Genomic DNA, 21,952 nt, shown 5'->3' with positions numbered 1-21,952 from the left:
CCCATGCCCGCCGAAGAGAAAGTCAAAGGCCCAGCCTCCTACTTCCCGTCCATCGAGAAGAAGTACGGCCAACCCATTGCCCACTGGGAGCAGGTCATCGCCAAGGCGGGGCCGCTCAAGCACATGGAGCTGGTCAACAAGCTCAAGGCCGAGCACGAGATGGGCCACGGCCATGCCAACGCGCTGGTGGCCTGGGTGCTGGCAAAGAAGGCTTGAGTCCCTAGCCGTCGATGGTGACGATCACCGGCGCGTGATCGCTGGGCCGCTCGTTCTTGCGCGGCAGCTTGTCGATCTCGCAGGCCGTCACGCGGCCTTTGAGTGCCTCGCTGACGAGGATGTGGTCGATGCGCAGGCCCTGGTTCTTGCGGAAGGCCAGGTTGCGGTAGTCCCACCAGCTCCAGCTCTTGGGCGGCTGCTCGAAGAGGCGGAAGGCGTCGGTCAGGCCGAGATTGATGAGCTGCTGGAAGTGCTCGCGCTCTTGCGGCGTGCAGTGGATCTGGCCGGCCCAGGCGATGGGATCGTAGACGTCGCGGTCCTCGGGGGCGATGTTGAAGTCGCCCATCAGCAGCAGCTCGGGGTGCTGCTTCATCTCCTCGATCAGCCAGCCGCGCAGGCCCGTCAGCCAGTTCATCTTGTAGGTGAACTTGTCGCTGTCCGGCGCCTGGCCGTTGGGGAAATAGCCGCCGATGACGCGCACGCCACCCACCGTGCCGGCGATGACGCGGGCCTGCTCGTCGGCAAAGCCGGTGATGTTCTTGACGACGTCGTCAGCGCGTTCGCGGCTGATCAGCGCGACACCGTTGTAGGTCTTCTGGCCGAACCACTGCACCTGCCAGCCGGCCTCGCCGATCTCCATGGTGGGGAACTTGTCGTCGGTGAGCTTGGTCTCCTGCAGCACCAGCGCATCGACGGGGTGGGCAGCCAGCCAGTCCAGCACCTGGGGCAGGCGGACGGCGAGGGAGTTGACGTTCCAGGTGGCGAACTTCTTCATCGCGAGAGTCTCAGGGCTTGGGGTTGGCGGGCATTGTGACCGGCGCAAGCTGGGCCACGACATGGGCGACAAGCTGTTGCAGGCGCCCGAGCCGACGCAGATCGCGGTGATAGCCGAGATAGACCTCGCGGCTGGGCGGTGCCTCGGGCAGCGTGGCGCGCACCAGGCCCGGGTGGGCGTCGCCGAGAGGGCAGGGCAGTACCGTCCAACCGCGGCCGGCGGCGCACAGCGCGGCCTGCACCTCCCGGTTGTTGCTGCGCATGGCGACGCGGGCCTGCGGCAGCACGCGCTGCAGCCATTGCACATCGGGCATCTCGGCAAAGGCGGCGTCCATCGTGATCAGTTCGGTGCCGCTGCCATCGCCCCAAATCGGTGGCCTCTCGCCCGCGGCGCCGTAGAGCGCGTAGTCGAGCGTCATCAGCCGCCGTTGCACGACCTCTGCGCCCTCGAAGGGCCGGATGCGGAACACCAGGTCGGCCTCGCGGCGGGCGAGGTTGAAGAGACGCGAGTCGGTGATCAGCTCGATGACGACCCGCGGATGGCGCGCCTGGAAACTCGCGAGCACCGGCGCCAGCACATGCACGCCGAACCAGTCGGACGACGAAACGCGGATCAGGCCTTCCAGCTCGGCCTCCTGGCCCGCCAGCCGGCGCTCGAAAGCCAGGGCCTCGTCCTCCATGCGCTCGGCATGGGCCAGCACCTCGGCACCGGCATCGGTCGTCACGAAACCCGCGGGGCCGCGCTGGAACAGCGGCGTGCCCAGCCTCTCCTCGAAGGCCTTGAGCCGCCGGCCCATGGTGGGCTGGGATTGGCCCAGCGCCCGCGCCGCACCGCCCAGCGAGCCGGCGCGCGCGACGGCGAGAAAAACCTTGATGTCATCCCAGTCCATGCCGGTGAGCATACGAAATTGCATGACCGACCTGCAGACTCGTTGGTTTTCATTCGATGTCGCATGAACAAAACTCCTCTCATCAACCACCCAGGAGTCCTCATGAACCGACTTGCCCCCGCGATGCGCGCCCTGCGCGTGAACCAAGCCGGCGGCGATTTCGTCGCCGTCGACATGCCGCTGCCGGAGCCCGCCGCAGGCCAGGTGCTGGTGCGCATCCATGCCAGCGGCGTCAACCCGCTGGACACCAAGATCCGCGCCGGCCAGGCCGCCCATGCGCGCCAGCCGCTGCCGGCGGTGCTCGGCATCGACATGGCCGGTGTCATCGAAAAGGTGGGCTCGGGCGTGACGGGCTGGCAGCAGGGCGACGCGGTCTACGCCATGGCCGGTGGCATCGGTGGCTTGCAGGGGACCTTGGCCGAGTTCATCGCTGTCGACGCCCGCCTGCTGGCGCGCAAGCCGGCGCGGCTGACGATGCGCGAGGCTGCCGCGCTGCCGCTGGCCGTCATCACGGCCTGGGAAGGGCTGGTGGACCGTGCCCAGGTGCAGGCCGGCCAGAAGGTGCTGGTGCAGGGCGGCGCCGGCGGCGTCGGCCATGCGGCCGTGCAACTGGCGCACGCGCGTGGCGCCGAGGTGTTCGCCACCGTCGCGGCCGAGGACTTCGAGCTTGTGCGTTCCTGGGGCGCCACGCCCATCGACTTCCGCAGCGAGACGGTGGCGGACTATGTCGGCCAGCACACAGCCGGCCGGGGCTTCGACGTCGTCTTCGATGCCGTCGGCGGCGCTGTGCTGGACGCGTCATTCAGCGCCGCGCGGCACTATGGCGGCCATGTCGTCAGCATCCTGGGCTGGGGCACGCACAGCCTGGCGCCGCTGTCCTTCCGGGCGGCGACCTACTCGGGCGTGTTCACGCTGCTGCCGCTGTTGAGCGGCGAAGGCCGCGAGGCACACGGCCGCATCCTGGCCGAGGCCGCGGCACTGGTGGACGCCGGCCTGCTGACGCCGCGCGTGGATGCGCGCCACTTCACGCTGGCGACGGCCGGCGAGGCCCATGGCCTCGTCGCGACCGGGCAGGCGCGGGGCAAGGTCGTCGTCGAGGTGCTGGCGGGCTGAGCCTCAGCGGCAGGTGTAGCCGCCGTCCACGACCAGTTCGCTGCCGGTGACGAACTTGCTTTCGTCGCTGGCCAGGTAGACGCAGGCCCAGCCGATGTCATCGGCATCGCCCATATGGCCCAGCGGGTGCAGGGCGGCCGTTGCGGCCTTGGCGGCGGCCGGGTCCACCTGGGTCTTCAGGAAACCATCGACCATGGGTGTCCAGATGAAGCCGGGGTGGACGCTGTTCACGCGGATGCGGTCGGCGGCGTAGAGCAGGGCGTCGGTCTTGGTCATCATGCGCACGGCGCCCTTGCTGGCGTGGTAGGGCGGCACGTCCGGCGCGCTGACGAGGCCGTAGATGCTGGACAGGTTGACGATGCTGCCGCCGCCCGCCTCGCGCATCTGCGCGATGACATGCTTGGTGCCGAGGAAGACGCCGCGCACATTGACCGCCATCACGCGCTCGAACTCCTCCACGCTGAGCTCGTGCGTGGGCTTGTTGGGCCCGGCGATGCCGGCGTTGTTGACGAGCACCGAGATCGGCCCGAAGCGCTGCCCCACCGCGCCAAAGACGCGCCTGACCTGGGCCTCGTCGCTGACGTCCAGATGCCAGTAGGCGGCCTGGCCACCGCGGGCCAGTATCGCCACGGCGACCGCCTCGCCGCGCTCGTCATCGAGGTCGGTGACCGCCACCCTGGCGCCCTCGGCCGCCATCAACCGGCAGATCGCCTCGCCAATGCCCATCGCGCCGCCGGTCACGACCACCACCTTGCCCTTGAGCCTGTCCATGCCGATCTCCTGAAGCTTGCCCTTCAATGTCGCGCCGCAAGCCAGCGCGAGGCTTGAGATCGATCAAGTCAGGTTCAGTTGCCCACCTCGGCCGAGGTGTCGCAGTCCAGGCAGTCCTCGATGGGCGGCGGCGGCAGGTGCAGGTCACTGCTGAGCTGGCGCAGCGCGGTGCGCAGGCCTTCCTCGACGACCGGGTGATAGAAGGGGCAGTCCAGCATGTCCTGCACCGTATCGCCGCGCTGCACGCTCCAGGCCAGCAAATGGCCGAGGTGTTCCGCTGCCGGGCCGATCATCTCCGCACCCAGCAGCCGGCCCGTGCCGCGCTCGGCGTAGACGTGCAGGCCGCCACGGTTGACGAGCATGACGCGGCTGCGGCCCTGGTCGGCAAAGCTGACGCGGCCGGTGTCGAACTCGCGGCCCGTGGCCAGCAGCTCGGCGTGGCTGGCACCGGCAATGGCGATCTGCGGCTCGCTGAAGACGATGGCCAGCGGTGCGCGGCGCGGGCGGCGGTGCACATCGGGCCAGCGCGCCGCGTTGTCGCCGGCGATGCGACCGGCGTCGGCAGCCTCGTGCAGCAGCGGCCGGTCGTTGGTCACGTCGCCGGCGATGAAGACCGGCATGCCGCCCCATTGGCTGGTGTGGCGGTCGATCTCAGGATGGCCTTCGGCGTCGCGCGGCAGGTTCAGCGTCTCCAGCCCCAGGTCGTCGAGATTGGCCTGGCGCCCGGCCGTGCAGAGCAGGGCCTCGAAGCGCTCGCCGCCAATGAGGACCTGGTCGCCTTCCAGCACCGGGTCCAGGTTGGCGGCATTCAGCGTCAGCGGCAGGTCTGCGGCAAACAGTTGCTGGGCCAGGGCCTGCAGTTCGGGGTCGGTCAGCGGGCCGACGCGGTTGCCGCGCGCGAACAGGCGCACGCGCACGCCCAGCTTGTGCAGGGCCAGGGCCAGCTCCAGGCCGATGACGCCGGCACCGACGACGGCGAGCGACTTCGGCAGATCGACCCAGTCGAACACGTCGTCATTGACGAGGAGTTTGGCGCCCAGGCGCTCGCGCCAGCCCGCCGGGACAAAGGGCCGCGAACCGGTCGCGATGACGACACGCTTGGCCGTGACACGCTGGCCGTCGACGTCCAGGGTGTTCGGCCCCATGAAGCGCGCTCGACCGAACAGCCGCGTCGCCTCGGGCCAGCCATTGATGGTCTCCAGCACAAAGCCGACGAAGCGGTCGCGCTCGCTGCGCACGCGCTGCATGACGGCACGGCCATCGATGCGCGGCGCCTCGGCCTGCACGCCGAAGCGGTGCGCCTCGCGCACGGTCTGCGCCGCCTCGGCCGCGGCGATCAGCAGCTTGCTCGGCATGCAGCCCACGCGCGCGCAGGTCGTGCCGTAGTGGGCCGCCTCGATGAGCAGCACCTTGTCGGTGTGCACGCGTGCGGCGCGGTAGGCGGCCATGCCAGCGGTACCGGCGCCGATGATGGCCACGTCGCATTGAAGGGTCATGGCAGAGGCTTTCTGAAGGTTTGCGAGGGCAGCTCGCCGAAGAGTTCGCGGTAGCGCGAGCCGAAATGGCTCAGATGCCCGAAGCCGGCATCGCCCGCGGCCTGGGATACGCTGAGCTTGGCGGTCAGTGTCGCCAGAAGCCGGCGACGCACGGCGTTGAGCCTGAGGCTGCGCAGATAGTGCACGGGCGTCGTGTCCGCCACCTGGCGGAAGCCGTTCTGCAGGCTGCGCCGGCTGGTGCGCAGGCGCTGGCACAGGGTTTCGATGTCGGGGGGCTCATCGCCGCTGGTGGCGACGAGGCGGTGGCAGGCCGCGACGATGTAGGCGGCCGACGCGCTGCCCGCGCGTGGCGCTGGATGAGCGGCGGCTTCGAAGAGGTCGGTCAGCGCCGCGAAGACCGCCGGCGCCGAGGATGCCTGCAACAGCACGCGACGCAGCGCATCCAGTTCAGCGGCAGGCGCCAGGACGCTGGGCCGCGACAGCAGCGCCCCCGCCGACGCGCCCCAAGGCCGCGCATCCAGCAGGCGTCGAAAGGTTTCTGCCTCGAAGCTGCAGGCCAGCAGCGCCATGCCCGGTGGCCGTTGCAGCATGAAGTCCTGGCCGGCGCGCAGCACGAAGACCAGATCGTCCTGCAACTCACGCCCCTGCATCCAGGGCTGGCCGGAGCCGCCCCCATGCAGCATCGCAAAGCAGATCTGCCCCGCCGGCAGGCAGCCCTGCTGCACGACACGTTCACTCATCCATTTGCGGAACACATGCAGGCCCGGCGCCGCCGTCTCGATGAGGGCGCTGCGCATCACGCCTGGCGAAAGCTGGACGTAACGCTGCTCCCACTCGGGTGCCGAGGCGCCGTGCAGGTGGAAGTCGTCGAACACGTCGAGGCGGATCGCCATGCGGGCAAGGATAGCCGCCAGGCCTTGGCCCCGCGGCCCCCCATGTTTTGCCGATTTGGGCTAACGCCGCAGCAAGGTCCGCGCCCACACTGGGCCGCGAAGGAGGACCTCCATGATGTGGACCCGACGCGCCGCGCTGGCCCTGTGCCTGGCGGCTTCAGCCCTGAAAGCCGACGCCATGAATCTCGACGACCTGAAGACCCAGCTGCTGGGCGACTGGACCAGCCTCGCCACCGAGCTGCGCCCCAGCAGCCTGAAGAACGCCGATGGCAGCCTCAAGCCCTTCCACCTGAGGCGCGAATTCCGCTACTCGCGGGGCGACCGCTTCGAACTGGTGGTGACCAACTTTGCCGACCCCCTCGGCCGCGTGCCGCTGGCGCGCATCCTGATCCGTGGCCACATGCTGTGGCCCGGCGAGCACGCGGTCGCGGCCGGCGCGCAGAAGGTCGATTTCCTCGCCGACGAGGCGTACGAGGTCACGCCGCTGATGCAGGGCTTTGCCGATGTGTTGAATCAGGCCGCGAGCCAGGGCTATGCCAGGTGGGAGGTGGGTGCGACGCAGAGCGTCTTCGGCAAGCCCTTCGCGCCCTTCGGCCTGGTGGAGGGCCGCAACTTCATGGAGTACGACCTCGTGCACCTGAGCCATGGCCTGTTGTTCTGGGGCGCGCGGCACATCGACGGCCGCGGCTTCGACAGCGAGGAGAACCGGCCGACGAATCTGCAGATCCCGCTCGCTCGCAAGCCCTGATCAACCGGCCAAGGCTTCCTCGTGGATGACCTTGGTGACGAAATAGGCAGCCAGCCCCTCGGCGCCATCTTCCAGCCCGTGGCCGCTGTGCTTGACGCCACCGAAGGGCGTGTCCGCGCCCGAGATGCTGGTGGTGTTGATGCCCACCATGCCGCTCTCCAGCGCGGCCGCGACGCGCCGGGCCGTCGTTTGCGATCCGGTCCAGGCATAGGCCGCCAGACCGTAGGGCAGGCGATTGGCTTCGGCCAGCGCTTCGTCAATGTCGCCGAAGGGCGTCATCAGCGCCAACGGCCCGAAGGGCTCCTCGTTCATCGCCCGTGCGTGGGTCGGCACGCCGGCCAGCACGGTCGGTGCGTAGAAGTTGCCGGGTCGCTCGTCGAGGCGCCGGCCACCCAGCAGGACCTGGGCCCCGTGCTGGCGGGCGTCGTCGACCAGCCCGCCGATCGCCTCAACGCGCCGGGCATGCGCCAGCGGCCCCATCTGCACGCCCGGTTCCATGCCATCACCCACAACGAGCCGCGAGGCCTCGGCAACGAAGCTGTCGACGAAGCGCTCATAGGCCGCGCGCTGGATCAGGAAGCGCGTCGGCGAGATGCAGACCTGGCCGGCGTTGCGGAACTTGGTGCGCGCCAGGCGCTGGGCGGCGGCGTCGATATCGGAGTCCGCAAACACCAGAAGCGGCGCGTGGCCGCCCAACTCCATCGTCGTGCGCAGCGGCTGTTGTGCGGCGAGGCCGAGCAGGTGGCGGCCAACGGTCGTCGAGCCGGTGAAGGACAGCTTGCGGATGACCGGCGACGCCAGCAGCTGGCGCGACACCGCATCCGGCACGCCGAAGACGATCTGCACGACGCCCGCCGGCAGGCCGGCGTCGACAAGGGCACCGGCCATGTGCAGGGCCGAGGCCGGCGTCTCTTCGGCCGGCTTCAGGATGACCGAGCAGCCCGCCGCGATGGCCGGGGCCAGCTTGCGCGCCGGGTTGTGCAGCGGGAAGTTCCAGGGCGCGAAGGCGGCCACCGGGCCGACGGGTTCGCAGGTGACGGTGGCGCGCCGCCCCTGGGGGCGTGGCAGCTCGCGTCCCGGCAGGCGATGGCATTCCTCGGCGTAGTAGTCGAGCAGGGCCGCCGAACCCATCACTTCGCCATGAGCATCGGCCAGCGGCTTGCCCTGTTCCAGCGTCGCATGGCGGGCGATGACGTCGGCGCGCTGGCGCAGCAGCGCCGCAGCGCCCTGGAGCACGCGCGAGCGTTCGTCGAGGGCGCTGTGGCGCCAGCTGTCAAAGGCTCGCTCGGCAGCGCTGAGCGCGCGGTCGAGGTCGGTAGCTTCGGCCAGCGGCAGTTCGGCCAGCGTGGCGCCGGTGGCCGGGTTGAGGACGGGTCGCGTGGCGCGGTGGCCGGCAGGCAGCCATTCACCGTCGATGAGGAGGCGGAGGTCTTCGGCGTAGTCGTGGGTCATGCAGGAAAGCAAAGCGAAAGCGCCGCGATGCTCGCTGCGCCCGCGCTCAGCGTAAAGACCTGCGGCGGCGATCGCGATCGCCTCAAGCGATCACTGCAGGCTGCGTGCCCAGGACGCCAGCATGCCGGCCAGCATGCGCGCCTCTGCCGACAGCGGCCGCACGGCCTTGTGCACGATGGCCACCGTGTAGCGCGGCGAGGCCGGCTCGGCCAGGCGCAGCTCGGCGAGCTGGCCCTGGATCAGCGGGTGCTGCAACACCGGCCGCGGCAGCCGGGCCAGCAGCTCGGAGCGGGCCAGCGTGGCGACCGCGTCGAACAGCGAGTCGGTGACGGCCACGACCTGGGGCGCTGCATGGCCGCGCGCGCTGAAGAGTTCCAGCATGCTGGCGTCGGCCGCACCCGCGATGGCGGGATCGCCCAGCACCAGCCAGGCTTGGCTTGCCAACTCGGCCACGGACAGCGGTTCGGCATGGGTGGCCAGCGCATGGCCAGCGCGCGCCACGACGATGGATTCCGATTCGAACAGCGGCTGGACAACGAGGTCGGCGGCCGCCAGCTCCTCCGCGGGAACGCGCGTGACAGCCAGCTCCAGCCGGTTCTGCCGCAGGCTGGCCAGGGTGAGGGCGGGCGTGGCCTGGGTCAGCTGCACGGTGACGCCGGGCAGCAGGCGCTGGAAGTCAGCCAGCACGGCCGGCACGATCTGCAGCGAGGGCTCGATGGAGGCGCCCAGCGCAATGCTCGCGGCACGCTGGCCGGCTGCTCCCGCAGTGGCACGCAGCCAGGCCTCGGCGCGCTCGGCCTCCAGCAGGACCGAGGCCGCCAGGCGATGGAACTCGACGCCCTCGGGCGTCAGCGCGACACCAGTCAGCGAGCGGTCGATCAGCACGACGCCATGCGTCTCTTCCAGCTTGGCAATGCTCTTGGTGAGGCCAGCCTGGGCCACGCCCAGTGCACGGGCCGCCGCGCGGTAACCGCCGTGGGCGGCCACGGCCAGGAAGTCGCGCAGCTGCTGCAGCGTCACTTGCTGTGCAGCCCGCGCCGCGCGGCTTCCTCGCGCAGGCAGGCCAGCATCAGCTCGGCGCCGGGCGACAGCTGGTGGCCGCGGCGGGTGACGATGCCGTAGGCGTCCATGCGCAGGCCGAGGTCGAAGTTGAGCACCGTCAAGAGGCCGGCCTCCAGGTAGGGGCGCACCAGCTCCTCGGGCAGGGCCGAGACCATGTCGGACTGGCTCAGCAGGCTGGTCACGACGGGCAGGGACAGCGTCTCGACGGTCTCCTGCGGCTGGTCCAGGCCGGCGGACAGGAAGAGGGCGGTCAGGCGGTCGCGCAGGATGCTGCCGCCGGGCGGCAATATCCAGCTCTGGCGCGCCAGTTCGGGCAGGCTCAAATCGCTGCGGCCCGCCAGCGGGTGGTCGGCGCGCACGACGAGGCTGTGGGGCTCGTCCGTCAGCGGCTCGAAGCTCAGCTGGGCGGCGGACTCGCTGTCCAGCACGCGGCCGATGACGAGGTCCAGCTCGCCGCTCTGCAGGTGCTGGATCATCGGTTTGCTGGTGTCCACCGTGATGGCCACGTGCACGCGCGGCTGGCGCGCCTTCAGCAGCACGATGGCGGCGGGCAAGAGCGTCGTCGAAGGCGTCAGCACCGCCCCGACGGCGACGCGACCGGACAGGCCCGACAGCAGCTCCATGACCTCCTGGTGGCCGGCGTCCAGTTCAGCCAGCGCCGCTCCGGCGCGGCKGATCATGACCTCGCCATACCAGGTCGGCGCCACGCCGCGCGGCAGGCGCTCGAAGAGCTTGACGCCCAGCGCGTGTTCAAGATCAGCCAGCAGCTTGGACGCGGCCGGCTGGGTCAGATTGGCCGCCTGGGCCGCATGCAGGATCGAACCGTGCCGCCCCAGTTCCACCAGCAAGACAAGCTGGCGAGTTTTCAGGTGGGAGCGGACGAAGCGGTCCGAACGGGGATCTGTCATTCGTGATAGAGCTGCGAACGGCCGCCATCGATGAGGATGTCGGTGGCGTTGATGAAGCGGGCTTCATCGCTGGCGAGGAAGAGGGCAGTGTAGGCAACCTCGATGGGCTCGCCGATGCGCTTGGGCGGCAGCAACTCGATCTGGCGCCTGGCGTCCTCGGGCGAGTTGGCCAGCCATTCGACGACGCGCTCGGACAGGATCAGCCCGGGTGAAATCGAGTTGACCCGCACATTGCGCGCCGCGTATTGGATGCCCAGCGCCTTGGTCATGCCGATCAGCGCGTGCTTGGCGACGGGGTAGGGGAAGGCGTTGGGAATGATGCGGTGGCCATGGACGGAGGCGACATTGACGATGCTGCCGCCACCTTGCTCCAGCATGCCGGGCAGCACGGCGCGGCTGCAGTGCATGGCGCCGTCCAGGTCCACGGCGAAGCAACGCTGCCATTGCGCCGTCGTCATCGCCAGCGGCTCGGTGAAGACGTCCATGCCGGCGTTGTTGATCAGCACATTGATGGTGCCGAAGCGCTCGGCGCCGCGTGCAGCCATGGAGCGCACTGCGGCTTCGTCGGCGATGTCGGTGGCGATGAAAAGCGCGTTGTCGTCGCCCAGTTCCTGTACCAACGCAGCGCCCAGCGCCTCGTCAGCCGCCAGGCCGTTGAGGATGACCTTGGCGCCCTCGGCGACGAAGAGGCGGGCGACGGCCTTGCCGATGCCCTGGGTGGATCCGGTCACCAGCGCGACCTTGCCTTGCAGACGAAGAGAACTCATTGGGTGTAGCGCTTCCAGATGTCGAGCACGGGCAGGGCCCGGCCCTGGAAGTCGAAAAGGGTGGTGTTGGAGACGACGTTGGGGCCGGGCTCGCCGGAGCCTTCCTTCAGCGCCCAGCCGACCTTGCGGTTGGCAATCATGATGGGGTCCCAATAGAGAACGCCCAGCACGCGCGGCGCGGCCTTGCAGGCACCGAGCAGCTCGGCCATGAAGTCGCGCTGGCCCTCGGGGCTGCTCATGCGGGCCGGGTAGGGGCCGTTGTGCTCGAGCTGGCCGGGCCAGCCGTCGTGGCGCTTGGGCGCGAAGTTGAAGCCGGCCTCCATGACGAGCAGATCGCAGTCGTAGCGGGCCGTGACGGCTGCGCAGAAGCTGACGAGCTGGCTGACGTTCTTCTTGGTCCAGAAGGGGTAGTAGGACGCGCCGATGACATCCCACTTCACGCCTTGCTCGCGCGCGTGGTCGAACCAGTCGCGGTACTTGGCTTCGTTGCCGCCGTCGTCCAGGTGCAGCACGATCTTCGCGGCCGGGTGGGCGGCCTTCACGCCAGCGTGGCCGGCCTTCAGCAGCGCACCGAGCTGCTTCCAGTTGTCGGTGCGGCCCCAGGGATAGAGCGTGCCCGCCTCGATCTCGTTGCCCAGCGACACGAACTCGGGCGGCGTGCCCTGATCCACCATGGCCTTCACGACCTCGCGACTGCGCGCCTCGACCAGGGCCAGCAGACGCTCGAAGCGCGCGGCATCGTCGGGCAGCTTGCTCAGCTCGCGGCGCCAGGCATGGGGCGGGTCCTGGGTCTTGGAATTGGTCCAGAAGTCGCTGTAGTGCAGGGTCAGCTGGATCTGCATATCAAGCGCCTTGGCGCGGCGGGCCAGGGCCAGCACATCGGGCAGGTCCATGGAGCCCTCGGGCCAGTACCAGCCGTCGGCGCCCGTGCCCGGGCCGGTGTGGTCGTAGAGGCGGATGCGGACGATGTTGTGGCCGTAGCGCTTCAGCAGGGCCAGGCAGTCGCCCGGCTGGCCATCGCGGTCGCGGTAGACGGCACCGGCGCGTTCCATCCAGGTCAGCGCGGAAATGTCGCCGCCCGCCAGGAAAGGCGTGGTGGCATGCGCCGGCAGCGCAACTGCCAGCGTGGAAGCCAGCAGAGTTCGCCGATCAAGCACGGCGCTCGCCCCGGGTCTTCAGCTGGTCCAGCAGCACCGCGGCCAGCAGGATGAGGCCACGGACGAGGTACTGATAGAACGCGTCGACGTTCAATAGGTTCATCACGTTCTCGACCGTGCCCATGATGAGCACGCCGATGACGACACCGAAGATGCGCGCCTTGCCGCCCTGCAGCGACACGCCGCCCAGCACGCAGGCCGAGATCACGTCCAGCTCGAAGCCGGTGGCCGCGTTGGGCTGGCCGCTGGTGATGCGGGCCGACAGGATGAGCCCGGCCAGCGCCGTGACGACGCCCTGCAGCAGGAAGATCCACACGCGCAGCCTCTCGACCTTCACGCCCGCCAGCCGCGCGGCCTCGGGATTGCCGCCGATGGCCAGCGTGTTGCGGCCGAACACCGTGTGGTTGAGCAGCACGCCGAAGATGAGGAAGCACAGGGCCGTCATCCAGATCGGCAGCGGCAGGCCGAAGAAGGCTGTGTCACCGAAGGAGATGAAGCCCTCGTCGGCAATGCCCACGGCCTGGCCTTGCGAGGCGATGAAGGCCAGGCCCCGCACCATCAGCATGGTGGCCAGCGTGGCAATCAGCGCGTTGACGCGCAGGTAGGCGATCAGCACGCCATTGCCCGCGCCGATCAAAGCGCCGGCCAGCAGCCCGCCACCGATGGCCAGGCCGATGCTGCCGGTGCGCTCCAGCACCATGGCGCCGAGCACGCCCGCGAAGGCGATGGTCGAGCCGACGGACAGGTCGAAGTCCCGCGAGGCCAGGCACAGCATCATGGTGCAGGCCACCATGCCGATCTGGGCGACCGACAGCAAGAGGCCGACGATATTGGCCGAGGAGAAGAAGTTCTCCACCGAGAAGGCCAGCACGACGAAGAGCAGGGCATAGCCCAGCGTCATGCTGTGTTCCTTGAGCAGGGCGCGGGACGTGGTGGACATGGCGGGGCGGGTTGTGAGAGTGGTCGTGTTCATGCTCAGTGCAGAGGCGCGGCAGGCGCTCCGTCCGGAAGGGCCAGGGCGAGCGCGGCGGTCTCGCTGGCTTGTTCGCGCGACAGCTCGCCGCTGATGCGGCCGTCGCGCATGACGATGAGGCGGTCGGTGATGCCCAGCACCTCGGGCAGTTCGCTGGAGATGACGATGACGCAGCAGCCCGAAGCGGCCACGTCGTGGATGATCTTGTAGATCTCGTTCTTGGCGCCCACGTCGATGCCGCGCGTCGGCTCGTCGAGGATGAGCACCTTCAGCCCCGGCTCGGCCAGCCAGCGCGCGAGGATGACCTTCTGCTGGTTGCCGCCGGACAGCAGGCGGATCTCCTGCTCGCGGCTGGGCGTCTTGATGCGCAGCTTCTGGATGAAGTCGTCGGCGCGCTGGGCCTCCTGGCCGTGGCGAAGGAAGATGCCACCCGCGAGGCCATGGCGGCGGCAGCTGATGTTGATGTTCTCGGCCACCGACGAGTGCGCCAGGATGCCCTGCTCTTTGCGGTCCTCGGGGCAGAGCACGATGCCAGCCGCGATGGCCGCCGACGGGCCGGCCGCGGAGACGGTCTTGCCGTCCAGCAGCACTTCGCCGCCACGGCGCGCATCGGCGCCGTAGAGCAGGCGCATCAGCTCGCTGCGGCCGGCGCCCACCAGGCCGAAGAAACCCAGCACCTCGCCGCCGCGCATCGCAAAACTCAGCGGCTCGGGCAGGCGCGGACTGTGCAGGCCCCGCGCCTCAAGCCGCATGGGGCCTTGCTGGCGCGTGCGGTAGTCGTAGATATCCTGCAGCTCGCGGCCGACCATGTCGGCGATCAGCCGTTCGCGCGGCACCTCGGCCATCACCTCGTGCGTGACGATCTTGCGGCCGTCGCGGAAGATGGTGCAGGCGTCGCAAAGCTCGTACAGCTCCTCAAGCCGGTGCGAGATGTAGATCAGCGTGCGGCCCTCGGCGCGCAGGCGCTTCACCAGCCGGAACAGGATCTCCGTCTCGCGGTGCGACAGGCTGCTGGTGGGCTCGTCGAAGGCGATGACCTTGGCGTCCTGCATGACGGCCTTGCAGATCTCCACCATCTGCCGCTGGGCGATGGACAGTTCGGACAGGCGTGCGGCCGGGTCGAGGTCCACGCCAATCGCGGCCAACTGCTCGGCCACCAGCCGGCGTGCGGCCTTGTGGTCGACGAGGCCGAAGCGTGTCGGCAGGCGGCCCAGCAGCACGTTCTCGGCCACGGTCAGCTCGGCCACGTACTGCAGCTCCTGGTGGATGATGGCCACGCCCGCGGCGATGGCGTCGCCGGCCGACGTGAAGTGGCGCTCCTGGCCCTCCAGCAGCAGGCGGCCGCCGTCGGGCTTGTACTGGCCGCCGAGGATCTTCAGCAGCGTGCTCTTGCCCGCGCCGTTCTCGCCGAGCAGGCCCATGACCTGGCCGGCACGCGCCTCGAAGCTCACTCCGTTCAGCGCCTTGACGCCGGGGAAATGCTTGCTGATGTTGTCGAACTGCAGAGACGACATCACAAACCCATTTGCTTGCGCAGCTCGGCCTGGTTCTGGCGCGTCATCAGCGTGCCGGCCGTCAGCGTGACGGGGGCGGGCGCCTTGCCGGCCGTGGCCCACTCGTAGACGGCAACGGCGGTTTCGTAGCCATGGCGCTTGGGGCTGATCAGCACGGTGCCGTAGAAGGCGGTGGGCGTGGGCTTGGTGAATTCGTTGAGTGCCGTCTGGCTGCCACCGATGCCGATGGCCAGCATGGCGTCCTGCTTGATGCCACGGCCTTCCGCGGCGCGCACGGCACCCAGGGCCGCTTCGTCGTTCAGACCGAAGGCCACCCAGCGCTTGAACTTGGCGTTCTTCGTGAAGGCGATGTTGGCCGCGTTGAAGGCGCTCTCGGTGTCGGTCTTGGCCTGGGGCGCGTCGACGATATTGGCGGCGGGCATGCCGGCCGCCTTGAGGGCCTCCACCGCGCCCATGGTGCGGTCGCGGGCGGTGGGCAACTGGTCGAAGGCCACGCGCAGCACGCCGACTTCGTCGAGTTTCCAGCCGCGCGTCTTCATCTCGGCGAGGAGGCCCTGGCCGACCTGTTTGCCGATCTCCAAGCCCGAGATGCCCATGTGCGGGATGTCGGCGATGGGCTTGCCGGCGCCGTCGACGAGTTGGTCGTCCACCGACATGACCTTGAGGTTGTGGCGCTTGGCGGCACGGTTGACGGCCACGCCCAGCTTCACGTCCGGCGCGCAGATGACGAAGCCGACAGCCTTTTGCGCGGCCAGGTTGTCGATGGCGGCCATCATCTTTTCGCCGTTGGGGATGCCGATCTTCACCAGCGTGAAGCCCTTGTCCTTGGCGGCCTGTTCGGCGAAACGCCATTCGTCCTGGAACCAGGGCTCCTCAGCCTGCTTGACGAGGAAGCCGACCTTGACCGGTTCGGCGGCTTGCAGCGCGAAGGGCGTGGCCAGCAAAGCCAGAGCGAGGGCGGCGCGTCGTTGCATCTTCATGATCGTTGTCTCCTTCAGTCTTCGAATAACGAGTCTTCAACACCCAGCGCCTTGGGCAGGCGCAGGCCGAACAGGCTGCCGGACAGCGGCTGGGCGGCGAGCGCGTCGCGCCTCAACTCGGCCCGGGCCGTGGTGAGCATCAATTGGTCCATGCCCTCACCGCCGATGGCGGGGCAACTGGTGTGGGCGGCGGGGGCGGTCAGCACGCCCATCAGCCCACCCGCGGGGTCGTAGCGTGCCACACGGCCGGCGCCCCACTGGGCGTTCCACAGGCAGCCCTCGGCGTCGATGACCGAGCCGTCGGGCCAGGCGTCCTTGCTGTCCATCTGCGTGAACAGGCGGATGTTGTCGACCTGGGCTTCCGCAGCGTCGTAGTCGCACTGCTGGATGCGCTGCGTCAGCGTGTCGCAGAAGTACATCGTGCGGCCGTCGAGGCTGAAGCAGATGCTGTTGGCGATGGCCACGGCCGGCAGCGCGAGCCGGCGCAGGCCGTGCTGCAGCGAGTATTGGTAGAAGCTGGCAATGGGCCGCTTCTCCTTGGCCTGGTTCATGGTGCCGAAAACGAAGTGGCCACTGCGGTCGGTGCGGCCGTCGTTGACGCGGGTGCGCGCCTCGGCGGCGTCCACCGGCGCCAGCGTCTGCAAGCTGCCCAGCTCCAGCGCGTCGCTCACGGTCGCCAGGGCGATTCGCTTGGCGAGGCCGAGCAGCACCCGGCCGGAGCGGCAGTGGGCAAAGCTGCCCAGGCGGTCGGGCAGGCGGCAGGCCAGGGCCGCGGCATCGCCTGGGCGCCACGCGTTCAGCGTGGCGCCCTCGATGTCTGTCCACCACCAGCGCCCATCCCGCCACAGCAGGCCCTCGCCCAGCATGGCGTTGTGCGGCAGCACCAGGTCCAGAGGCTGATTCATGGCGTGATGGCGACGCGGCGGATGGGCAGCAGGCGGGCGCCGCGCAGCTCGGCGATCTGGGTCTGGCCGGCAGAGAAAGTCGGGCGGTGCGCAGCGTCGATGTAGATGGGCGCATCGGCGCGCAGCGGCAGCACGCTGAGCTGGAGTTCCTGGCCCGGCTTCAGCGCGAACTGGCGCAGGCCGATCTGCCAGCGCTGGCCGTTGTAGTACCAGTCGTCCAGCATGCGGGGGCCGGCAAAGACGCGGCCGATGTCGCCGACGAAGTCCAGCTCCAGCAGCACATCCTCGGCATCAGCCGTGAGCGGCTGCTGCAGCTTCAGCGACCAGGTCGCCGCGCTGGCAAAGGCCTCGGGAATCGGCTGCACGGCCGCCTTGGCGAGGCCGCCCTTCAGCACGGGCGGTGCCTTGCCGGCGGGGCGCATGGCGGTGATCTGCAGCGTCGGCTCGCTCGCCTCGGGCTTGAACTCGAGGTGCTGCAGCGGGCCGTCCTGGCGGGTCTGCAAACCCGGCGCCCTGGGCTTGGCCAGCGCAGGGAAGACGGCCGCATGCAAGGGCTGCGTGGCCAGGCCGCGCAGTTGCAGCTTGCCATCGGCCACCCAGGCCTGCTGCTCGCTGAAGACGAGTCGGCGCTGGCCGGCGATCTCCAGAATCTGCAGCTGCGACAGTTCTTCCTGCGACAGCAGCAGCACGCTGACCGCACGACCGCCGGTCTTGCCGATGGTCAGCAGCTGCCCGCCCTGGGACGACATGGTCTTGACGCCATCGGCCAGCGCGAACTCGGCCTGCACGCCCGGCGTCGGCGCGAACACATGGACGATGCCCTGCGCGCCCGCATCCAGGCGCGCCACCGGCTGGGCCGTGGCGTAGCGCAGCTTCACACCGTCGAGATCGAGATTGAGGGGCCAGATGAAGTAGGCGCCGTTCGGGATGTCGACAGCCTGGCTGGGCAGCGTCAGCGTGCCGCCCGGCAACTGCACCTCGAAGCGCACACCGGTCTGGGCCGGCATCGCGTACTGGCGCACATGGTTGTTGAAGAACAGGAAGCCGCTGTCGCCCGATGCGCGCACGGACCAGCGCGGCGTCTGCAGGTCGGCCGGGTTGGCCGGCGTGCGCGCGGGCTGGCGCACCGTCATCGTTGCGAGCCGGGCGCCGTAGTCGCGCAGGAAATAGTGGAAGGGGCGCAGCTTGGCCAGCACCGGGCGCTGCTGGCCGTCGGGGCCGAGCGGCGCCTGGAAGTCGTAGCTGATGCGCGGCGTGTCGTTGTAACCGCCGCTGAGAGTGCTTTCCTCCAGGCCGGTGCCGCCCACACCCACCGGGTTGCGGCCACCGTGGAACATGTAATAGCCGAACAGGTTGACGCCCGAGCCGAGCTGCACCGGCAGCATGGCGGCGATGTCGTCGGGCGACACCAGCGTGCGGCGGCGGTACATGGCCGGCAGGCCAGGCCCGTATTCAGCGCCGAGGAAGGGCACCTTGTCCTTGTCGGTCTCGGCGGTGCCAGGCGCGTGGGACTGGGTCTGCGCGCCGAGGTCGCCGCTGACGCGGGTGTCGAAGCGGAAGGCGTGCGTCTCTTTGGGTGGCAGCTCCTGGGTGCTGGTCGCCCAGGGCTCGTCCGGATAGCCGCCGAACACGGGCGTCACCTCGCCGGAGGGGTAGACCGTGCCGTCCCAGCCGGTGACGGTGTACAGCGGCACATCCATGCCGGCCTTCAGCGCCAGTTTCTTCAAGGCGCTGATGTGTTCCTCGCCACGGCCAGCGCCGCGGAGGTTGTATTCGTTCTCCAGCTGCACGCCGATGACCGGGCCGCCGTCCTTCCACAGCAGGCCCTTGATCTGCGCGCCGATCTCGGCGTACAGGCGCTCGACATGGCCCATGTATTCGGCGTCGTTGCCGCGCGTGGGCATCTTGTCGACAACCCAGTCGGGGATGCCGCCGTAGCGCGCCTCGCCATGCGCCCACGGTCCCAGCCGCACGACCACCTGCAGGCCCGCGGCCTGCGCCAGTTGCACGAAGCGGCGCAGGTCGTGGTTGCCCTTCCAGTTGAAGGCGCCGGGCTGCTCCTGGTGGTGATTCCAGAACACATAGCTGGCGACGATGTCGATGCCCGAGGCCTTCATCAGGCGCAGCTGCGCATCCCATTGCGACGCCGGCGCGCGGCTGAAGTGGTACTCGCCCATGACCGGCAGCCAGGGCTGGCCGTCGCGCAGCAAATACTGGCTGTTGACGGCCAGCGTCTGGCCCTTGGGCGTGCGCGCCGTGCCGAGCTGCAGATGGCCGGTCGTCGGCGCCGGCACGTCGGCGCGGGCGTCCAGCCTGAGCAGCGTGTCGGCGCCGGCGGCGGGGCCGAGCGCCGCCAGCAGCAGCGCCACGCTCAGCGTGCGGATGCGGTCCATGGGAGTCTCCGGTGTTGTTGTTCTGGTTTTTTGGGTCGCGCGTCAGTACGCGCGCCAGGCCTGCACGAAGGCTTTCGCCCGCGCGGCCACATCGGCGGCGCCCATGCCGGGGGCATAGAGAGCCGAGCCGAGGCCGAAGCCGGCAGCGCCCGCCTTGCGGAAGGGCGCCATCGTCTCGGGCGTGATGCCGCCCACGGGGAGCAGGCGAAACTCCTTGGGCAAGACGGCGCGCATGGCCTTGACGACCGGCGGCGTGACGAGTTCGGCCGGGAAGAGCTTGAGCGCGTCGGCGCCGGCCTGCAGCGCCGCAAAGGCCTCGGTCGGCGTCGCCGCACCGGGCACGCAAGCCAGGCCGCGCGCCTTGGCGACGCGGATGACGGCCACGTCGGCATGCGGCATGACGATGAGGCGGCCGCCGGCGATCTGCACGTCGCGCACCGCGTCGGCACTGAGCACGGTGCCGGCGCCGATCAGCGCATCGCCGGGCATGCGGCGCGCCAGGCGGGCGATGGAGTCCAGCGCCTGCGGCGAGTTCAGCGGCACTTCGATGACGCGAAAACCTTCGGCGTAGAGGCTGTCGGCGATGGCCTCGACCTCGTCGGGCTTCACGCCGCGCAGGATGGCCACGAGAGGGAGTTGTTGCAGTGCCGGGTCGAGCATGTCAGTCAAGCCCCATGGTTTGCGCCAGCTGCCAGAGGCCGGCGGGCGCGGTGTTGTCGAGTTGCAGCGGCGCTTCGATGCCGAAGCGGCTGAGGGCGAGGGCGTAGCGCTCGCACAGCGCCGGGTCGCCGATGAGGGCGAGGCCCTCGGGCTGGCCGGTCTTCAGTTCGCTGGCGATCTCGTGGCCGATCAGCAGGCCGGAGAGGTAGTCGGGCAGTTGCTCGGGCGGCAGACGCTTGAAGAGGCCGAGCGTGCGGACGGCAAACAGCTGGTGTCCCAGGCCACCGTCCTTGCGCGCAGCATCGACGCCGGCGAGGAAGGCCTGAGGGGAGGGCGGGGCGCCGCCGTCGGCCGGCATCAGCCGGGCCAGCACGGAATGCTGGCGCAGCAGCGCGTACAGCTCGCCGGTCATGTGGGTGGCAAAACCCGTCACCCGGCCGGCCTGGACACGCGCCCATTTGGAATGCGTGCCAGGCAGCACGAGGCAGGACTGCGCGGCCAGCTCGGGATGCAGGGCGAGGGCGCCGACGATCTGCGTCTCCTCGCCGCGCATGACGTCGGGCTGGCCATCGTCATGCATCAGGCCGGGCAGGATGGCGATGCGCTCGTCGAGCTTCAACGCATGCCGGACCAAGGCAGCGGCATCGGCCGGGCAGGGCGCATAGGGCGCCTCACGCCAGCCATGCTGGCTGCCAACCATGCCGCAGGCCAGCACGGGCAGGGCGGGCCAGTCCGCCGTGATGGCAGCGAAGGCCTGCGCGAAGGCCGCCTCACCCGACAGCGTCGAAGCGCCCTGCTCGGACTGACGCGAGGCCAGCATGGCGCCGTTGGCCCCGAGCAGGAAGGCGCGCAGCCGTGTGCTGCCCCAATCCAGCGCGATGAGGCGGCCGTCGTTCACCATTCGGCCACGCTGCCATCCGCGTGGCGCCACAGCGGGTTGCGCCAGTCGGGCGCGTTCTTGCTCGCCTCGATGACCTTGTCCTCATCGACCACCACACCCAGGCCGGGCTTGGTCAGCGGCTTCATGTAGCCGTTCTCGATGTGGAAGTCTTCCTTGTTCAGCACATAGTCCAGCAGCTCGCCACCCTGGTTGTAGTGGATGCCCATGCTCTGCTCCTGCAGCACGGCGTTGTGCGAGACGAAGTCCACGTGCAGGCAGGCCGCCAGCGCGATGGGCCCCAGCGGGCAATGCGGCGCGAAGGCCACGTCGTAGGCCTCGGCCATCGAGGCGATCTTCATGCACTCGGTGATGCCACCGGCATGCGACAGGTCGGGCTGCACGATGGACAGGCCGCCGGCCTGGAAGACGCGCTTGAACTCGAAGCGCGAATACATGCGCTCGCCGGCCGCCAGCGGGATGGCCGTGTGTTCGGCCAGGCGGGCATAGGTCTCGTCCTGCTCCGCAAGCACGGGCTCTTCGACGAACAGCGGGCGATAGGGCTCCAGCGCCTTCAGCATGACCTTGGCCATCGGCGCGCCGATGCGGCCATGGAAGTCGATGCCGAACTCGATGTCGTGGCCGAAGGCGTCGCGGATCTCGGCGATGCGGGCCACGGCCTCGTCCACCTTGCGGGCGCTGTCGATGAGGCCCATCTCCTCCGAGCCGTTCATCTTGAAGGTGTCGAACCCCCCTTCGCGCAGCCGCTTGATGTCGCGGATGACGTCGGCCGGGCGGTCGCCACCGACCCAGGAATAGACCTTCATCTTGTCGCGCACCAGGCCGCCCAGCAGTTCGTGGACGGGGGCGCCCAGCACCTTGCCCTTGATGTCCCACAGCGCCTGGTCGATGCCGGCGATGGCACTCATCAGGATGGCGCCACCGCGGTAGAAGCCGCCGCGGTACATGACCTGCCAGAGGTCATTGATGCGGGACGGGTCCTGGCCGACCAGATAGGGCTCGAACTCGTGCACGGCGGCTTCGACGCTGCGCGCCTTGCCCTCGATGACGGGCTCACCCCAGCCGCTGATGCCGGCGTCGGTGTCGATCTTCAGGAACATCCACCGCGGGGCGAGGCGGTAGGTCGTCAGCTTGGTGATTCGCATGGGCCGTGAGGGAGACAGGAACGGCCGTGAGCTTAGGAGGGGCTGCTAGTTCTGAAATATCGATTCTTTGCGGGCAGCTATATGGATTTCGTATTGCTGTGTCGGAGCCAGAAAAGCAAAAGGGCTGCAGAAGCAGCCCTTGAGACGGTGGTGAAGCGATTTCAGTCGCGCTTGGTGGTGACGTCAGCGAGTTGAGCGATGACGGCCACGGTGGACAGCGCCAGAGCAACGATGAGC

General features: G+C 69.3%; 21 protein-coding genes. 3 read left to right on the top strand and 18 right to left on the bottom strand.

Annotated features, from left to right (window positions below):
- The first annotated feature begins 3 nt into the window (after nt 1-3).
- Nucleotides 4-216, top strand: a complete 213-nt coding sequence (locus tag AC1D2H_RS27120; protein ID WP_478013020.1) for a DUF4287 domain-containing protein — start codon at nt 4-6, stop codon at nt 214-216.
- Nucleotides 217-220: 4 nt separating this feature from the next.
- Here AC1D2H_RS27120 and xth read toward each other — a convergent pair whose 3' ends face one another.
- Nucleotides 221-991: an exodeoxyribonuclease III gene (gene xth, locus AC1D2H_RS27115; RefSeq protein ID WP_478013019.1), complete on the bottom strand. Its 771-nt coding sequence runs from the start codon at nt 989-991 to the stop codon at nt 221-223.
- Nucleotides 992-1,001: 10 nt separating this feature from the next.
- Complete coding sequence (locus AC1D2H_RS27110) at nt 1,002-1,904, bottom strand: LysR family transcriptional regulator (RefSeq protein WP_478013018.1); 903 nt, start codon at nt 1,902-1,904, stop codon at nt 1,002-1,004.
- A gap of 78 nt (nt 1,905-1,982) precedes the next feature.
- Between AC1D2H_RS27110 and AC1D2H_RS27105 the strand changes: the two genes are divergently transcribed.
- Nucleotides 1,983-2,993, top strand: coding sequence for a zinc-dependent alcohol dehydrogenase family protein (locus AC1D2H_RS27105; protein WP_478013017.1), 1,011 nt, complete (start codon nt 1,983-1,985; stop codon nt 2,991-2,993).
- Between the two features lie 3 nt (nt 2,994-2,996).
- Here AC1D2H_RS27105 and AC1D2H_RS27100 read toward each other — a convergent pair whose 3' ends face one another.
- The 3 genes from AC1D2H_RS27100 to AC1D2H_RS27090 all read right to left on the bottom strand — a co-directional run bounded on the left by AC1D2H_RS27100 (nt 2,997) and on the right by AC1D2H_RS27090 (nt 6,153).
- Nucleotides 2,997-3,764, bottom strand: coding sequence for an SDR family NAD(P)-dependent oxidoreductase (locus AC1D2H_RS27100; RefSeq protein WP_478013016.1), 768 nt, complete (start codon nt 3,762-3,764; stop codon nt 2,997-2,999).
- A gap of 74 nt (nt 3,765-3,838) precedes the next feature.
- Nucleotides 3,839-5,260, bottom strand: coding sequence for a dihydrolipoyl dehydrogenase (locus tag AC1D2H_RS27095; RefSeq protein ID WP_477934257.1), 1,422 nt, complete (start codon nt 5,258-5,260; stop codon nt 3,839-3,841).
- Entirely contained in the window at nt 5,257-6,153 is an 897-nt protein-coding gene (locus tag AC1D2H_RS27090) for a helix-turn-helix domain-containing protein (protein WP_478013015.1), read from the bottom strand. The genes AC1D2H_RS27095 and AC1D2H_RS27090 overlap by 4 nt, the downstream gene beginning before the upstream one ends.
- Nucleotides 6,154-6,265: 112 nt before the next feature.
- Between AC1D2H_RS27090 and AC1D2H_RS27085 the strand changes: the two genes are divergently transcribed.
- Complete coding sequence (locus AC1D2H_RS27085) at nt 6,266-6,901, top strand: hypothetical protein (protein ID WP_478013014.1); 636 nt, start codon at nt 6,266-6,268, stop codon at nt 6,899-6,901.
- Here AC1D2H_RS27085 and AC1D2H_RS27080 read toward each other — a convergent pair whose 3' ends face one another.
- From AC1D2H_RS27080 to dgoD, 13 genes are all read right to left on the bottom strand, one after another.
- Nucleotides 6,902-8,353, bottom strand: a complete 1,452-nt coding sequence (locus tag AC1D2H_RS27080) for an NAD-dependent succinate-semialdehyde dehydrogenase (RefSeq protein WP_478013013.1) — start codon at nt 8,351-8,353, stop codon at nt 6,902-6,904. It abuts the gene before it with no gap.
- Nucleotides 8,354-8,443: 90 nt separating this feature from the next.
- A complete protein-coding gene (locus tag AC1D2H_RS27075; protein ID WP_478013012.1) occupies nt 8,444-9,373 on the bottom strand; it encodes a LysR family transcriptional regulator in 930 nt (309 codons plus the stop codon).
- The gene (locus AC1D2H_RS27070; protein WP_478013011.1) at nt 9,370-10,323 is read right to left on the bottom strand and encodes a LysR family transcriptional regulator; all 954 of its coding nucleotides are present in this window, start codon (nt 10,321-10,323) and stop codon (nt 9,370-9,372) included. The genes AC1D2H_RS27075 and AC1D2H_RS27070 overlap by 4 nt, the downstream gene beginning before the upstream one ends.
- Nucleotides 10,320-11,090, bottom strand: a complete 771-nt coding sequence (locus AC1D2H_RS27065) for an SDR family oxidoreductase (protein WP_478013010.1) — start codon at nt 11,088-11,090, stop codon at nt 10,320-10,322. Before AC1D2H_RS27065 ends, AC1D2H_RS27070 begins: the two co-directional genes overlap by 4 nt.
- Complete coding sequence (locus AC1D2H_RS27060; RefSeq protein ID WP_478013009.1) at nt 11,087-12,247, bottom strand: glycosyl hydrolase 53 family protein; 1,161 nt, start codon at nt 12,245-12,247, stop codon at nt 11,087-11,089. The genes AC1D2H_RS27065 and AC1D2H_RS27060 overlap by 4 nt, the downstream gene beginning before the upstream one ends.
- On the bottom strand, nt 12,240-13,220 hold the full coding sequence (gene araH / locus AC1D2H_RS27055) for an L-arabinose ABC transporter permease AraH (protein ID WP_477934284.1): 981 nt from the start codon (nt 13,218-13,220) through the stop codon (nt 12,240-12,242). The genes AC1D2H_RS27060 and araH overlap by 8 nt, the downstream gene beginning before the upstream one ends.
- A 2-nt stretch (nt 13,221-13,222) precedes the next feature.
- Entirely contained in the window at nt 13,223-14,737 is a 1,515-nt protein-coding gene (araG, locus tag AC1D2H_RS27050) for an L-arabinose ABC transporter ATP-binding protein AraG (RefSeq protein WP_478013008.1), read from the bottom strand.
- Nucleotides 14,734-15,708, bottom strand: coding sequence for an arabinose ABC transporter substrate-binding protein (locus AC1D2H_RS27045; protein ID WP_478013033.1), 975 nt, complete (start codon nt 15,706-15,708; stop codon nt 14,734-14,736). Before AC1D2H_RS27045 ends, araG begins: the two co-directional genes overlap by 4 nt.
- Before the next feature lie 20 nt (nt 15,709-15,728).
- Nucleotides 15,729-16,619 carry an SMP-30/gluconolactonase/LRE family protein gene (locus tag AC1D2H_RS27040; RefSeq protein ID WP_478013007.1) on the bottom strand — a complete coding sequence of 297 codons (891 nt, stop codon included), beginning with the start codon at nt 16,617-16,619 and terminating at the stop codon, nt 15,729-15,731.
- Nucleotides 16,616-19,012, bottom strand: coding sequence for a beta-galactosidase (locus AC1D2H_RS27035; RefSeq protein ID WP_478013006.1), 2,397 nt, complete (start codon nt 19,010-19,012; stop codon nt 16,616-16,618). The genes AC1D2H_RS27040 and AC1D2H_RS27035 overlap by 4 nt, the downstream gene beginning before the upstream one ends.
- Nucleotides 19,013-19,054: 42 nt before the next feature.
- Nucleotides 19,055-19,672 carry a 2-dehydro-3-deoxy-6-phosphogalactonate aldolase gene (locus AC1D2H_RS27030; RefSeq protein ID WP_477934370.1) on the bottom strand — a complete coding sequence of 206 codons (618 nt, stop codon included), beginning with the start codon at nt 19,670-19,672 and terminating at the stop codon, nt 19,055-19,057.
- Nucleotide 19,673: 1 nt separating this feature from the next.
- A complete protein-coding gene (locus tag AC1D2H_RS27025) occupies nt 19,674-20,573 on the bottom strand; it encodes a 2-dehydro-3-deoxygalactonokinase (protein WP_477934292.1) in 900 nt (299 codons plus the stop codon).
- On the bottom strand, nt 20,567-21,715 hold the full coding sequence (gene dgoD / locus AC1D2H_RS27020) for a galactonate dehydratase (RefSeq protein WP_477934294.1): 1,149 nt from the start codon (nt 21,713-21,715) through the stop codon (nt 20,567-20,569). The genes AC1D2H_RS27025 and dgoD overlap by 7 nt, the downstream gene beginning before the upstream one ends.
- Nucleotides 21,716-21,952: the final 237 nt, after the last annotated feature.

The sequence above is a fragment of the Roseateles sp. P1_C1_2 genome (assembly GCF_056406535.1).
The sequence above is the reverse complement of the archived record's forward strand: the minus strand, read 5'-3'. Positions and strand labels throughout refer to the sequence as shown.